At 68.7% G+C, this 14,069-nt stretch carries 13 protein-coding genes; 3 read left to right on the top strand and 10 right to left on the bottom strand.

Annotated features, from left to right (window positions below; genetic code table 11):
- A complete protein-coding gene (locus tag GH664_RS02125; protein ID WP_153166511.1) occupies positions 1 to 1,209 on the top strand; it encodes an ABC transporter permease in 1,209 nt (402 codons plus the stop codon).
- A 7-nt stretch (positions 1,210 to 1,216) separates the two neighbouring features.
- A complete protein-coding gene (locus GH664_RS02120) occupies positions 1,217 to 2,416 on the top strand; it encodes an ABC transporter permease (protein ID WP_153166510.1) in 1,200 nt (399 codons plus the stop codon).
- 737 nt (positions 2,417 to 3,153) lie between these two features.
- Here GH664_RS02120 and GH664_RS02110 read toward each other — a convergent pair.
- The 7 genes from GH664_RS02110 to GH664_RS02080 form a co-directional block, all read right to left on the bottom strand.
- Positions 3,154 to 4,266: a pseudouridine synthase gene (locus GH664_RS02110; RefSeq protein ID WP_228111344.1), complete on the bottom strand. Its 1,113-nt coding sequence runs from the start codon at positions 4,264 to 4,266 to the stop codon at positions 3,154 to 3,156.
- Between the two features lie 91 nt (positions 4,267 to 4,357).
- A complete protein-coding gene (locus GH664_RS02105; protein WP_153166509.1) occupies positions 4,358 to 4,765 on the bottom strand; it encodes a Na+/H+ antiporter subunit G in 408 nt (135 codons plus the stop codon).
- Between the two features lie 10 nt (positions 4,766 to 4,775).
- Positions 4,776 to 5,060 (bottom strand): K+/H+ antiporter subunit F, encoded by a 285-nt coding sequence (locus tag GH664_RS02100; RefSeq protein ID WP_153166508.1) that lies wholly within the window; start codon positions 5,058 to 5,060, stop codon positions 4,776 to 4,778.
- A complete protein-coding gene (locus GH664_RS02095) occupies positions 5,057 to 5,587 on the bottom strand; it encodes a Na+/H+ antiporter subunit E (protein WP_228111343.1) in 531 nt (176 codons plus the stop codon). Before GH664_RS02095 ends, GH664_RS02100 begins: the two co-directional genes overlap by 4 nt.
- The gene (locus GH664_RS02090; RefSeq protein ID WP_153166507.1) at positions 5,584 to 7,143 is read right to left on the bottom strand and encodes a monovalent cation/H+ antiporter subunit D; all 1,560 of its coding nucleotides are present in this window, start codon (positions 7,141 to 7,143) and stop codon (positions 5,584 to 5,586) included. Before GH664_RS02090 ends, GH664_RS02095 begins: the two co-directional genes overlap by 4 nt.
- The gene (locus tag GH664_RS02085) at positions 7,140 to 7,496 is read right to left on the bottom strand and encodes a Na+/H+ antiporter subunit C (protein WP_153166506.1); all 357 of its coding nucleotides are present in this window, start codon (positions 7,494 to 7,496) and stop codon (positions 7,140 to 7,142) included. Before GH664_RS02085 ends, GH664_RS02090 begins: the two co-directional genes overlap by 4 nt.
- A gap of 1 nt (position 7,497) precedes the next feature.
- Positions 7,498 to 10,320 carry a monovalent cation/H+ antiporter subunit A gene (locus GH664_RS02080; protein ID WP_153166505.1) on the bottom strand — a complete coding sequence of 941 codons (2,823 nt, stop codon included), beginning with the start codon at positions 10,318 to 10,320 and terminating at the stop codon, positions 7,498 to 7,500.
- Between the two features lie 187 nt (positions 10,321 to 10,507).
- Between GH664_RS02080 and GH664_RS02075 the strand changes: the two genes are divergently transcribed.
- Positions 10,508 to 11,236: an IclR family transcriptional regulator gene (locus GH664_RS02075; protein ID WP_228111364.1), complete on the top strand. Its 729-nt coding sequence runs from the start codon at positions 10,508 to 10,510 to the stop codon at positions 11,234 to 11,236.
- A gap of 58 nt (positions 11,237 to 11,294) precedes the next feature.
- Here GH664_RS02075 and GH664_RS02070 read toward each other — a convergent pair whose 3' ends face one another.
- The 3 genes from GH664_RS02070 to GH664_RS02060 form a co-directional block, all read right to left on the bottom strand.
- Positions 11,295 to 12,482, bottom strand: a complete 1,188-nt coding sequence (locus GH664_RS02070) for a serine hydrolase (protein WP_153166503.1) — start codon at positions 12,480 to 12,482, stop codon at positions 11,295 to 11,297.
- A gap of 212 nt (positions 12,483 to 12,694) precedes the next feature.
- Positions 12,695 to 13,831: a patatin-like phospholipase family protein gene (locus GH664_RS02065; protein ID WP_153166502.1), complete on the bottom strand. Its 1,137-nt coding sequence runs from the start codon at positions 13,829 to 13,831 to the stop codon at positions 12,695 to 12,697.
- Between the two features lie 74 nt (positions 13,832 to 13,905).
- Positions 13,906 to 14,069 (bottom strand): phosphate acyltransferase (locus GH664_RS02060; RefSeq protein ID WP_153166501.1); only part of this gene is annotated, 164 nt, incomplete at its 5' end.

Below are 14,069 nucleotides of genomic sequence, written 5' to 3'. Positions count from 1 at the left end.
ATGACACCCGCGGACACCCTGCGCTTTGCCAGCCGCGCCGCCCTCGCCTATCCCGTGCGCACCGCGCTGATGGTGCTGGCAATGGCGATCGGCGTGGCTGCAGTGGTGGTGCTCACCGCGCTGGGCGACGGCGCACGGCGCTACGTCGTCGGCCAGTTCGCCTCGCTGGGCGCCAACCTCGTCATCGTGCTGCCCGGGCGCAACGAGACGGGGGGCGTCAACGCGGGCAGCTTCGTCACCAGCACCCCGCGCGACCTCACGGTGGCCGACGCCAGTGCGCTGCTGCGCGCGCCCCTGGTGACCCGCGTCGCGCCGCTGTCGCTGGGCAATTCGGAGATCTCGGTGGGCGGCAAGCTGCGCGAAGTGCTGGTGCTGGGCACCACTGCCGACTATGTCGACATCCGCAACTACCGCGTCGCCGCCGGCCAGTTCCTGCCGCGCGAGGATCTCGGGCGTGCCGCGGCCGTCGCGGTGATCGGCGACACGCTGCGGCGCGAGCTGTTCGGCAACGAGCCGGCGGTGGGACGCATGGTGCGCATCGGCGACCACCGCCTGCGGCTGGTGGGCGTCATGGCACCGTCCGGCCAGGGCCTGGGCATGAACACCGACGAGATCGTCATCGTGCCGGTCGCCACCGCGCAGGCGATGTTCAACACCAACACGCTGTTCCGCATCATGGTCGAGGTGCGCAGCCGCGAAGCCATCGTGCCGGCACAGCGCGAGATGGAGAAGATCATGCGCGCCCGCCACGAAGGCGAGCTCGACGTCACGCTGATCACGCAGGACGCGGTGCTCGGCACCTTCGACCGCATCCTCGGCGCGCTGACGCTGGCGGTGGCCGGCATCGCTGCGATCAGCCTGGCGGTGGCCGGCATCCTGGTGATGAACGTGATGCTGGTCGCGGTGACCCAGCGCACCGGCGAGATCGGCCTGCTGAAGGCGCTCGGCGCCAGCGGTCGCCACATCCGCCTCGCCTTCCTGACCGAAGCCGCCCTGCTGTCCCTCGCGGGCGCATTCGTCGGCTTCGCGCTCGGCCACCTGGGCGCCTGGGGCATCCGCCTGACCTGGCCGGTGCTGCCGGCCTGGCCGCCGCAGTGGGCCGTGATCGCCGCGCTGGGCACCGCGCTCACCACCGGCCTGCTGTTCGGCGTGATGCCGGCGCGCCGCGCCGCCCGGCTCGACCCGGTGCAGGCACTGATGAAGCGCTGAAGCCACCATGCGCTGGCCGGACTTCCTCCACCTCGCGCTGCGCGCCCTGACCGCGCACCGGATGCGCAGCTTCCTGACCCTGCTGGGCATCGCCGTCGGCATCGCCGCGGTGATCCTGCTCACCTCGATCGGCGAAGGCCTGCACCAGTTCGTGCTGAAGGAGTTCTCGCAGTTCGGTACCAACATCGTCACCGTGCAGCCCGGCCGTCGCAGCGCCAAGGGTGGCCCGCCCGGCCTGCCCTCCACCGCCCGCGAGCTGACGCTGGACGACGCCGCTGCGCTGCGCCGCGCGCCGCACGTCACCGGCCTGACGCCCTCGGTCTCGGGCAACTCCGAGGTGCGCGCCAACGGTCGCACGCGCCGTACCTTCATCGTCGGCGCCGGCCCCGACATGCAGCGCGCGTTCGCGATGAGGATCAAGGTGGGCAGTTTCCTGCCGCACGACGACCCTGAGAATCCACGCGCCTTCCTGGTGCTGGGCGCGACGCTGAGGCAGGAGCTGTTCGGCAGCGACAATCCGCTCGGCGAGCGGGTGCAGATCGGCAGCGAGCGCTTCCGCGTGATCGGCGTCATGGAACGCAAGGGCCAGTTCCTCGGCATCGACCTCGACGACGCCGCCTACATCCCCACTGCGCGGGCGATGGCCCTGTACAACCGCACCGGCCTGATGGAGATCAACATCACCTACGAGGAAGGCGTGCCGGCCGCGCGCGTGACCGACGGCATCCGCAAGATCCTCGTCGCACGCCACGGCCGCGAGGACTTCACCCTCATCACCCAGGAGGACATGCTCGCCACGCTGTCGAACATCCTCGGCATCCTGACCGCCGCGGTGGGTGCGCTCGGTGGCATCTCGCTGCTGGTGGGCGCGGTGGGCATCGTGACGATCATGACCATCGCGGTCGCCGAGCGCACCAACGAGATCGGCCTGCTGGTCGCGCTCGGCGCGCGCCGACGCACCATCCTCGGCCTCTTTCTCGGCGAGGCGGTAGCCCTGGCCGCCATCGGCGGCTTCCTGGGTCTCGCCCTCGGCGCCGGCATCGCGCAGCTCGTCGGCCTGCTGGTACCGGCGCTGCCCGTCACCACACCGTGGCGCTTCGTGTTTCTCGCCGAGGCGGTGGCGGTGGTCATCGGCCTCGCGGCGGGCGTGCTGCCGGCGCGCAAGGCTGCCCGCCTCAACGCGGTCGAGGCACTACGTGCCGAATAGGACGCTGCCGGCGACGCCGCAGTCCGCGGGGCGCTGCAGGAGCTTCATCCGGCGACTCACCCGGGGCACGGTCTTCATGCTGGCGGCAAGCGCGAGCGCGCCACTCGGCGCAGCGCCCGCACCATGGCACCTGTGGCGCAGCACCATCAACAGCCGCGAGCTCTGCCTGCAGACACGCCCAGGTCCGGGCTGGGAGTGGGCACGTGGCCCCTTCCACGATAGCCGCTGTCTAAAGCCGCTTGCATACACCGAACGCAACTTCAATTGGCGAAATGGACGTATTGACAAAAGTCAACGAATACTCAAATTGCCGGGTAAAAAGCGCTTCGAGGAGTAACATGAAAACAACAAAAAATTGTGCGGTTTTTCACGGCAGCAGCTAAAAACTGGGCAAGAGAAGAGGAGGCTGAAATGTGCTTTTTTGATTCGCCGATCGGCCGGTGCGAAGCCGTCAGGGAAATGGTCCTGCTGGACGAAACCCAAAGGGAATGCGCTTGCGAACATGGATGTCCGCCGGGGTTCAAGTGCCCGCTGGATGGATGTTTCGCGACCGTCAGCGGAGTGTCCGAAGAGATGGCCGGTGAGCTCGCTGCGAGGGCAGCTCACGAAGCCGTCATCCGCGCCGCCCACAAGGAGCTGCGGGAGTCTGTCGCAGCGTGATGATTGTGCCCCGCAAGCGCGGGGCAGGAACGGAGGAGGAGGGGCAGTCCGGCACCGCCGGCTGCCCCTCCTCCATTTCAGAACGCCTCGTCCTCGCGCAGGTAGCGCCACTGCCCCAGCGGCAGGTCGCCCAGGCGCACGCGGCCGATGCGCACGCGCTTGAGGCCGGTCACTCTCAGCCCGACCAGTTCGCACATGCGGCGGATCTGGCGCTTGCGGCCCTCGCGCAGCACGAAACGCAACTGGTCGTCGTTGAGCCATTCCACCTGCGCCGGCCGCAGCTTGCGCCCGTCCAGCTCCAGCCCATGGTTCAGCAACTCGAGGCCGTCCCGCACGAGCGTTCCTTCCACCCGCACCAGGTACTCCTTGTCGATCTCGGAGTCCTCACCGATCAACTGGCGCGCCACGCGGCCGTCCTGCGTCAGCACCAGCAGGCCGGTGGAATCGATGTCGAGGCGGCCGGCCGGCGCGAGGTTCTTCAACTGCGAGGGATGAAAGCGCTGCGCGGTGTCGCGGTCGAACTGGTTGTGCGCCCCGATCAGGCTCACGGCGGGCTCGAAGCCGGGCTCGGGCTGGCCCGACACATAGCCGACCGGCTTGTGCAGCAGGATCGTCACCCGCTGTGCCTGCTCGCGCCGGGCTTCCGGTGCCAGCGTGATGCCGGCCGCCGGATCGATGCGCGTGCCGAGTTCCGAAACACGCTTGCCGTCCACGAACACCCAGCCGCGCGCGATGAGTTCATCCGCCTCGCGCCGCGAGCAGATACCGCGGTCGGCCATCACCTTGGACAGGCGCACGCCTTCGGCCGACGTGGATGAAATCGGAGCAGGCGCGTGCGCGCGGCTGCCCTCGTCACGTGCAGGCGCCCGCGCGGCCGACGTACGGCGGCCGGATGCGCCTGCCGCATTCGGCCCCGCTTTCGGCCCCGCCATCTTCCCGCCTCCCGCCTCGGTCTTCGCGGCCCCCCTCGCCTGCCCCTTTCCCTCCCCTTGCCGGGCCGGCTTCGCCGCACGATCGGCCGTCCTCCCGCGCGCTGGCTGGTCCGTCTCGCTGGCGCGCCGCGCGGACTGGCGCGGCGCCTCCGCCGCGGCTTCATCCACGACCGGATCGGGCTCGCGCTTCTTGACCTTGAGCGTGCCGGCGATGCGCGACGGCGCCGGTTGCGGGGGATTCTTGCGGATGGAAACCAAGACAGACCTCGGAGCGCCGGATGGCGCGATGCGAAAACAGGCCGCGATTATGCGCCAGCCCGGCCGACCGGCGCGAGCCGGCGACGGCGCATCAGTCCTTTCGGACGTCCCAGGACGACGATGCTTCAGCCTGATCGCCGCCATCGCCTGCCCGTGGCACGAAGCTCGCCCATCCCTGCTCGCCTGCACCGGGCAACTCGGCGGGGTCGACATGCGCGCGCAGATAACCCCTGGCGATGAAGCTCGCGGAAACCGGCGCGGTGAGGAACAGGAACAGCACGATCAGCACTTCATGCACCGAGAAACCCTCGCCGGTCGCCAGGAAGTACACCATCGACGCCAGCAGCACGCTGCCCACGCCCAGCGTCGTTGCCTTCGTTGGCGCATGCAGCCGCGCCATCAGGTGCGGCAGCCGCAGCAAGCCCCATGAGCCGACGAGGCCGAAGCTGGCGCCGACCACGATGAGGAGGGCCACGGCGATCTCGGCATAGAGGTTCATCGCCACCTCCTCAGTCGATCAGCCGGCCGCGCAGCATGAAGCGGCAAAACGCCACGGTGGCCACGAAACCGAACATCGCGAACAGCAGCGCCGCCTCGAAGTGAGCCTTGGTGGCCTGGTGGATGCCGAGCAGCACGATGAGCGCGATCACGTTGATCACCATGGTGTCGGCCGCCAGCACACGGTCCATCGACGTCGGCCCCTTCAGCAGGCGCACGAGGTTCATCAGCAGCGCCAGCGCGAAGGCGGCAAAGCCGAAGGCGAGCGCGTAATCGAGCGGGGCGTGGGTCGTCATCCGAAGATCTCCTTCAGGCGCGCCTCGTAGCGCCGCTTCATGTCGGTGGCCGCCTCTTCTGCGTCACCGACGTCCAGACAATGCACCAGCAGGCTGCGGCCGTCCGCGGACAGCTCGCAACTGACGGTGCCAGGCGTGAGCGTGATCGTTGCGGCAAAGGCGGCGATCGCCTCGGCCGCCTCGAGCTCCAGCGGCACGCGCACCCAGCGCATGCGCAATTCCGCCACCGGCCGGAAAAGCACCAGCCGTGCCACCACCACGTTGGCGACGGCAATGTCCCACGCCACCAGCAGCACAAAGGCGATCGCCTTGCGGTAGCTCAGGATGCGCGGCGGTGCCGGCCAGAGGCCCGCGCTCAGCCGCGGCACGACAAGGCCGAGGACGAGGCCGATGAGCAACTGGCCAAGGCTGAAATCGTTCTGCAGCAGCAGCCAGACGACCACCAGCACCGCGCTGATCAACGGATGCGGCAGCCAGCGACGGCTGGACGGGCGCGGCAACGCGGTGGAGGCGTCGCGTGCCATCATTCGTTCCCCGCTGCGGCGCCCAGCACCGCATCCACATACTGCGCAGGCTCGTGCACCTGAGCGGCGGTGTCGTCCAGCCACTCGCTCACCGGACCTGCGAACACCGTCAGTCCGACCAGGCCGGCCAGCAACGCGGACGTCGCCACCAGCGGCAGCGCACCGCCCCTGGCAGGCGGCGCAGCGCCCTCATCTTCGGCAGCGCCCCCGCCCTCTGCGTCCTGCGCCTCAGCCTGCGCGGTGCTCTTCCAGAACACCAGGCTGCCTGCACGTGAAAAGCCGATGACGGCCAGCAACGACGTTCCCAGGATGAGGCCCCAGATCCACGACGCGCTCACCGATTCCCGCGCGCTGTCGAGGATCAGCAGCTTGCCGATGAAGCCCGACAGCGGCGGCATGCCGCACACCGCGATCGCGGCGATGAAGAACAACGCGCCGAGCAACGGCGCCTGCGCCACTGGCGGCGCAATGCGCAGCCGATCGCCAGCGCCGCCGCGCCGCTGCGCAATCATGCCGACGAGCAAGAACAACGCCGCGGCAGCGAGCGTGGAATGCAGCAGGTAGTACAGGGCGGCGCTCAGCGCCTCCTCGGTGAACAGCGCCACGGCCATCAGCAGCGTACCCATCGAGCCGATCACCGAGAAACCCGCCAGTTGTGCGAGCGACTGCGCCCCCAGCACGCCGGTCATGCCGGCCAGCAAGGTCAGCATGGCCGCAGGCAACAGCCAGGGTGCGGCCAGCCAGGACGAGGCACCCGCATCGTCGCCAAAGGCCAGCGTGAACAGGCGGATGATGGCGTAGGCACCCACCTTGGTCATGATCGCGAATAGCGCGGCAACCGCCGCCGGCGCGTGCGCATAGGTACCGGGCAGCCAGAAATGCACCGGCACCAGCGCCGCCTTGAGCGCGAACACGAGCAGCAGCAGCAGCGCCCCGGTGTGCAGCAGCGCGCGATCGCCCGCTGCAACCTCGGGCACGCGCGACGCGAGATCGGCCATGTTCAGCGTGCCGGTCACGCTGTAGATCAGCCCCACCGCCAGCAGGAAGAGCGTGGAGCCGACAAGGTTCACCACCACGTACTGCACGCCAGCCCTGAGCCGTTCGCGCCCGCCGCCATGGACCATCAGCCCGTAGGATGCGATGAGCAGGATCTCGAAGAACACGAACAGGTTGAAGAAATCGCCGGTCAGGAAGGCGCCGTTGATGCCCATCACCTGGAACTGCCACAGCGCATGGAAATGCTGTCTCTCGCGATCTGCGCCACCGATGGCCGACAGCAGCACGAGCAGCGCGAGCAGGTTGGCCAGCACCAGCATCAGCGCCGCCAGCCGGTCGAGCACCAGCACGATGCCGAAGGGCGCAGGCCAGTCGCCCAGCGCATACACCTGCGGCGCCTCGGTCGATGCCGTCGCCAGCAAGGACACCACCAGCGCCAGCAGCGCTGCGCACGACGCGACGGAAAGCGTGCGCGCGATGACAGGGTCGCGCCGTCCGATCAGCACCAGCACGCTGCCGAGCAGCGCGGGCAGCAGCACCGGCAGCACGATCCAGTGGTTCACCGCCTGTCCTCCGGCGCCGTGCCGGGAGCCGCCGGGCCGCCGTCGACATGATCGTCGCCGCTGGCGGACCAACTGCGCAGCGCCATGACCACCAGCAGCGCCGTCATGCCGAAGGAGATCACGATGGCGGTCAGCACCAGGGCCTGGGGCAGCGGGTCGGTGTAGCGGGCAACCTGCGCGTCGATCAGCGGCGGCGCGTTGATCGCCAGCCGGCCCGTCGCGAACAGGTAGACGTTGGTCGCGTAAGACAGCAGCGTGAGCCCCAGCACCACCGGAAAAGTGTGCGCGCGCAGCAGCAGGTATACGCCCGCCGCCGTCAGCACGCCCACCGAACTGGCAACCAGGAATTCCATGTCAGGCCTCCTTGCGCGCGGCCGCGCCACCGGTGCCGGGCTTGCGCGCCGGGCCATCCCCCACGCGGAGGCGGGCAAGGCTGGTGAGTGCCAGCAGCGTCGCGCCCACGACGACGAGAAACACCCCGGTGTCGAAGAACATCGCCGAGGCGATGTGCACTTCGCCCACCACCGGCACGTCCAGGTGCCACACCGTGCTCGTCAGGAAGGGATGCCCGGCCAGCCAGGCGCCCAGGCCGGTGGTCGCGGCCACGACCACGCCCCAGCCGATCGGCGTGTGGTAGTCGATGCGCATGTGAGTGTCGGCCCAGCGCATGCCATGCGCCATGTATTGCAGCGCGAGCGCGATCGACACCACCAGGCCGGCGACAAAGCCGCCGCCCGGCGCGTTGTGTCCGCGCAGGAAGATGAACGCGCCGACGACGATCGACAGCGTCAGCATGATGCGCATCGCCACCGCCATCATCAGCGAGTTGGATGCATCCTGCGCCGGCGGTACGGCGGGCGGCGCGCCGTACACCGACGGCGTGCCGCGATCGAGCAGCGCGTAGATCGCCAGCGCGGCGATGCCCAGCACGGTGATCTCGCCGAAAGTGTCGAAACCGCGGAAGTCGACCAGGATCACATTCACCACGTTCGCCCCGCCACCGCCGGGCACCGACTGCTCCAGGTAGTAGCCGGAAAGGGTCTCGAACTCCCGCGTCATCATCGCCCACACCGCGCCGCCCGCGCCCAGGCCGGCGGCCACGGCAAGGCCGGCATCGCGCAGCCGGCGCAGCCACCCGGTCTCACGCGGCGTGTGGCGCGGCAGGTGGGCAAGCGCCAGCAGCAGCAGGATGACCGTCACCACCTCCACCGCGATCTGGGTCAGCGCCAGATCCGGCGCCGACAGGTAGGCGAAGCCGAGCGAGACGATGAGGCCGATCACGCCGACGTTGACCAGCGCCAGCAGACGATTGCGGTGCAGCGCGAGCACCGCGCCCGTGGCGGCCAGCAGCAGCAGCCAGCCGACCACCGCCACCGGCTCCGCCGGCAGCGTCGCGCGCTCACCGGCCTCGTAGGGCGTGGTCAGGAAGGTACCGAAGCCGAGCACCACCACCGCGCCCACGGCGAAGGCGAGCTGGCGCTGCAGCGAGCCGTTGTGCAAGCCCTGGGTGATGGTGCGCGCGAGGTCGACGACGTAGTCGATGACCCCGTCGAACATCGCTTTCGCCTGCGGGTGCGGTCCGGCCGACCACGAGGCGCGCGCGCTGCGATAGGCCTTCAGCAGCACCAGCCCCGACAGCAGTGCGAGCGCGCTGAGCCCCAACGCGGGGTTGAAGCCGTGCCACAGGGCCAGCTCATGCGCCGGCAGATCGCCGCCGGTGACCGCGGACGCAGCCGCCGCGACGAGCGCGCCGGCAAGCGTTGACGGCATCAGGCCGATGGCCACCACCAGCACGACCAGCAAGGCCGGCGGCAACCACATGCCGGCGGGCGGATCATGCGGGTGATGCGCCAGCACGGCGCGCGGGCGACCGAAGAAGACGTGGATGACGAAGCGCAAGGAGTAGGCCACCGACAGGCAGGCCGCCAGCGTCGCCAATGCCGCCACCAGCCAGGCGTTGCCGGCCCAGTCGGCCAGCAGCGTCGCCTCCTGCAGCATCATCTCCTTGGACAGAAAGCCGTTCAGCGGCGGCACCCCGGCCATCGAGGCCCCGGCCAGCACGGCGAGCGTGGCGGCGATCGGCATCGCCTGCGCCAACCCGCCCAGGCGCCGGATGTCGCGCGTGCCGGCTTCGTGGTCGACGATGCCGGCGATCATGAACAGCGCCGCCTTGAAGCTCGCGTGGTTGAGGATGTGGAGCACCGCCGCCAGCGCCGCCATCGGCGTGCCGAAGCCCAGCAGCATGGTCACCAGCCCCAGGTGACTGACGGTCGAATACGCCAGCACCGCCTTCAGGTCGTCCTTGAACAGTGCGATCAACGCGCCCGCGAGCATGGTCACCAGGCCGGTCGTCGCCACCAGGTAGAACCAGGCCTCGGAGCCGGCGAGCACCGGCCACAGCCGCGCCAGCAGGAATACGCCCGCCTTCACCATCGTCGCCGAATGCAGATAGGCCGACACCGGCGTCGGCGCCGCCATCGCATGCGGCAGCCAGAAGTGGAAGGGAAACTGCGCACTCTTGGTGAAGCAGCCGGCGAGGATCAGCAGCAGCGCCGGCAGGTAGTGCGGCGAGGCCTGGATCGCCTCGGCCTGCTGCAGGATGTCCGACAGGCGGTAGGACTCGGCGACGTCGCCGAGGATCAGCATGCCGGCGATCATCGCCAGCCCGCCGGCCGCGGTCACCGTCAGCGCCATGCGCGCGCCCTGCCGTCCGTCGGGCAGATGCTTCCAGTAGCCGATCAGCAGGAAGGACGACAGGCTGGTCAGTTCCCAGAACACCAGCAGCAGCAGCACGTTGTCCGCCAGCACGATGCCCAGCATCGCGCCCTGGAAGGCCAGCAGATAGGCCATGAAGCTGCCCATCGGATCGCGCCCGGAAAGGTAGAAGCGCGCATAGACGATGATCAGCAGGCCGATGCCCAGGATGAGCAGCGCGAACAGGAAGCCCAGGCCGTCAAGGCGGAAGTCCAGGTCCAGCCCCAGCGACGGCAGCCAGCTCCAGCCCGCCTCGATCGGCTCGCCCTGCAGCACATCGGGCAGATGCGACAACAGCAAAGCGAAGGCGCCGAGACTGAAGGCGAACGCCGTCCCGGCGCAGGCGTTGCGGCCGGCACGGATCATCAGCGCAGCCAGTGGCGCACCGATGAAGGGCAGCAGGACGATCAGTGGCAGGCTCATCGGCAGTCGGGGCACACCGTGGACTGGAAGTTCATTTCACTAGGCGAAATGAGGCGACAGAGTTACCATTCACCCCAGTACCGCACCCCATCGCAACATCGATTGCAAGGCCGAAGTGTCCCCGCCCAAGACTGAAACCACTCCCGCCGCCGGCGAAGGCAAGAACCCCATCCAGGTCATCGAGCGCATGATGAAACTGCTCGACGTCCTGGCGCAGCATGCCGATCCAGTGCCGCTAAAGCAACTGGCGCTCGAAACCGGACTGCACCCTTCGACCGCGCATCGCATCCTGGGTGCGATGTCGCAGAGCGGTCTCGTCGAACGCTCCGACGCGGGCGTCTATCGGCTGGGCATCCGTCTGCTCGAGCTCGGCAGCCTGGTCAAGTCGCGCATCTCGCTGCGTGACACGGCGATGCCCTACATGCTGAAGCTGCACGCGGCCACCGGGGAAAGCGTCAATCTGGGCATTCGCGCAGGCGACGAGATCGTCTATGTCGAGCGGACCTCGAGCGGGCGCTCGTCGGTGCGCGTGGTGCACATCGTCGGCGCGCGCGCGCCACTGCACACCACCGCCACCGGCAAGCTGTTCCTGGTCGAGGACGGCCTCGAGCAGGTGCGCGACTATGCACGGCGCACCAGCCTGCCGCCCTCCACACCGGCGTCCATCACCACGTTCGCCGCGCTCGAGAAGGAACTCGACCGCGTACGTCGCCATGGCGTCGCCTTCGACCTCGACGAAGTGGAATCGGGTGTGCGCTGCATTGCCGCCGGCATCCGCGACAACAATGGCGAGCTGATCGCCGGTCTGTCGCTATCGACGCCGTCCGAACGCTTCAATCCGGACTGGGCCCCGCTGGTGCGCGAGACGGCCGACGAAGTGTCGCAGGCGCTCGGCTACAGCGGCGCCCGCCACTGAACTCAGGACATCACGATCGGAGCCCCGCAAGCGGGGCTCCTCGCATCTCGCGCGCTGCTCAGCCGGCGCGGTCCTTCGGCGCGGCAGCAAGACGCTCCGCGCCCTCGGCCTCGAGCCACTTGCGTACGCGCTGCGCATCCGCCGTGCGCGTGTAACGGCCGTTCGAATCCATCAGCACCATCACCACCGGCTGCTTCTGGATCCAGGCCTGCATCACCAGACAGCGGCCCGCCTCACTGATGTAGCCGGTTTTTTGCACGGCGATCTGCCAGTCGGGGTTCTTCACCAGCGAATTCGTGTTGCCGAAGCGCAACTGGCGCGTGCCGATCTCGACGTAGCGCTCGGGCGTGGTCGAGAACTCGCGGATCAGCGGGTAGGAGGCGGCCGCCGCCACCATCTTGGCCAGGTCACGCGGGCTGGAGACGTTCTGCGGCGTCAGTCCGGTGCTGTCGTAGAAACGCGTGTCGCTCAGGCCCAGCATGCGTGCCTTCACGTTCATGGCATGGATGAAGGCCTGCTCGCCGCCCTGATAGTTGCGCGCGAGGGCCGACGCCGCGCGGTTCTCGGAGGACATCAGGGCGAGGTTGAGCAACTGCTCGCGCGTCAGGCGCGTTCCCAGCACCAGGCGCGAGCCGGTGCCCTTCAACGTGTCGATGTCGCCATCACTGATCGAGAGCTCTTCGGACAGGCTCTGGCCACCGTCGAGCACGACCATTGCCGTCATCAGCTTGGTGATGGAGGCGATCGGCAATACGGAGGAGGAGTTGCGCTCGAGCAGCACCTCGCCGGTATGCTGGTTCACGACGTAGAACGCCGCCGAGCCCAGATGCGGCATGCCGTGCGCGTCAACGCTGAAGGACGGTTCCACCGGCGCGGCGAGCGCGGGCGCGGCCTTGGCCACCACCGGCTCACGGCGCAGCGACACGCGCATCGCCCCACCCTTCGCGCCGCGGCGGGCCTCGGCGAGCCGCTGCGCCTTGGTGCCACGGCGCGCCTCGACGCGTTCGGACACCCTGGAGACGCGCACTGCGGCCTTTTCGGTGCTGCGGCCAGCCGTCTTGGCGACGGGCTTGCCTGTGCTCTTCGCGGCCGACCTGGCTGTCGTCTTGGCGGCGGCGCGCGCGTGATTGCTCGCGGCCTTGGTAGATTTATTGGCGTGGGACGCGGTTGCGGCAGCAGCGGTGCCGATGCTGGTGTGCGCGACGGACAGGCCAAGAAGAAGGGCAAGGAGAAGTCGGGGCTTCATGGCGGCGGGAAAGCGAAAGTACGAGCGGAAAGGCAGACACACGGCGCAGCAGGCTATGTGCTAATTCTCAACTAAAATAAGCAGATAGCAAGTTCTTTTCAAGGTGTTTCGAAAATTCTTGTCGCCATTCTCCCATGAACGGCAGAACGTGGCCGAATCTTTACAAACAAAGGGGGGCGGCCACCGGGCCGGATGCGGCAGCGAGCGCCATGCTACAGATCGAGGAAGGCGGCGATCTCGTCGCGGCGCGCGATCGCGTCGCCGTAGCCAAGGTCCATCAGCGCGCGGATGAAGCCTGGCTCGAACAGCAGATAGGACAACAAGGTGGAGCCGTCGCGCCGCATCGCGCCGATCCCGCGCAGCACGGCCGCCAGCAGTGGCGGGATCTCCTGCCGGTACTGCGCCGCGATGGTGTCGATGCGCCGCGAGGGCGAGATCACGAGCGTCTCGATCCGCCGCAGGCCGCCGGCTGCCGCATCGCGCTGCTCGCCGTTGAGGCAGCCGATGATCTGGTTGATGCGCTCGAGCCGCTCGAGATCGACCGCCAGCGTGTCGAGGAAGATGCTGGACAGCGCATGGCCAGCGATCTGCGCCGGCGAGGGATAGGCGCCGGCGCGCTGCCGCCCTTCCTCAGCCAGGCGGCCGGCACCGATCACCAGGATGCGGTCGGCACCGAGATGGATCGCCGGGCTCACCGGCGCGAGCTGGCGCATGGAGCCGTCGCCGAAGAACTCGCGATTGATGCGCACCGCCGGAAACACCAGCGGCAGGGCACTGGTCGCCATCAGGTGATCGACGCCGAGGCGCGCCCGCACCCCCATGCGATGTGCGCGGTGCCAGGGCTCGATGTCGAGCGAGCCCTCGAAGAAGCTCAGGCTCTCGCCCGAGGAATAGCCCGAGGCGGTCACGCTGATTGCCCGCAGATAACCTGCCTTGATCGCACGGTCGATGGCCGGGTAGTCGAGCACACGCGTGAGCAGCTCGCGCAACGGGGCATTGTCGAGCAGCGACCGCGGCGTCTGGTGCACCAGCCAGCCGGTGAAGGCCGCCGCCCCCCAGCGCAGGCCACTGCCGAAAAGCGCGACCGGATCGACCCGATACACGCGACCGACGTGGAAATTGCGCCAGATGCGCGCGAGATGGCGCACCGCGTGATTGAAGTTGGTCGAATGCACTGCCAGCGCGACAGCGTTGATGCCGCCCGCCGACGTCCCGCACAGGATCGGGAAGGGATTCCCGGGCTGCCGCCCGCGGATCTCGCGGATCGCAGACAGCACGCCGACCTGATAGGCGGCGCGCGCGCCCCCTCCCGTCAGTACCAGTGCCGCCCGCCCCGCCTTGCTCCCCATCCCGCGCCTCCCCTGCAAACATCATGGCACAGGGGAGTGAGGACGAAAAACCGCGCCTGCGGGCGGAGCGTGACTTACTGCCCCTGCCCGGCCTCGACCACGGTGAGCGCAGTCATGTTGATGATGCGGCGCACGGTGGCCGACGGCGTCAGCACATGCACCGGCTTGGAGGCCCCCAGCAGGATCGGGCCGATCGTCACGCCTTCGCCCGCCGCATTCTTGAGCAGGTTGAAGGCGA

The sequence above is a fragment of the Thauera sp. 2A1 genome (assembly GCF_009469595.2).
Classification (GTDB): Bacteria; Pseudomonadota; Gammaproteobacteria; order Burkholderiales; family Rhodocyclaceae; genus Thauera.
Note: the sequence above shows the minus strand (reverse complement) of the source record. Positions and strands in the feature narration are given on the sequence as shown.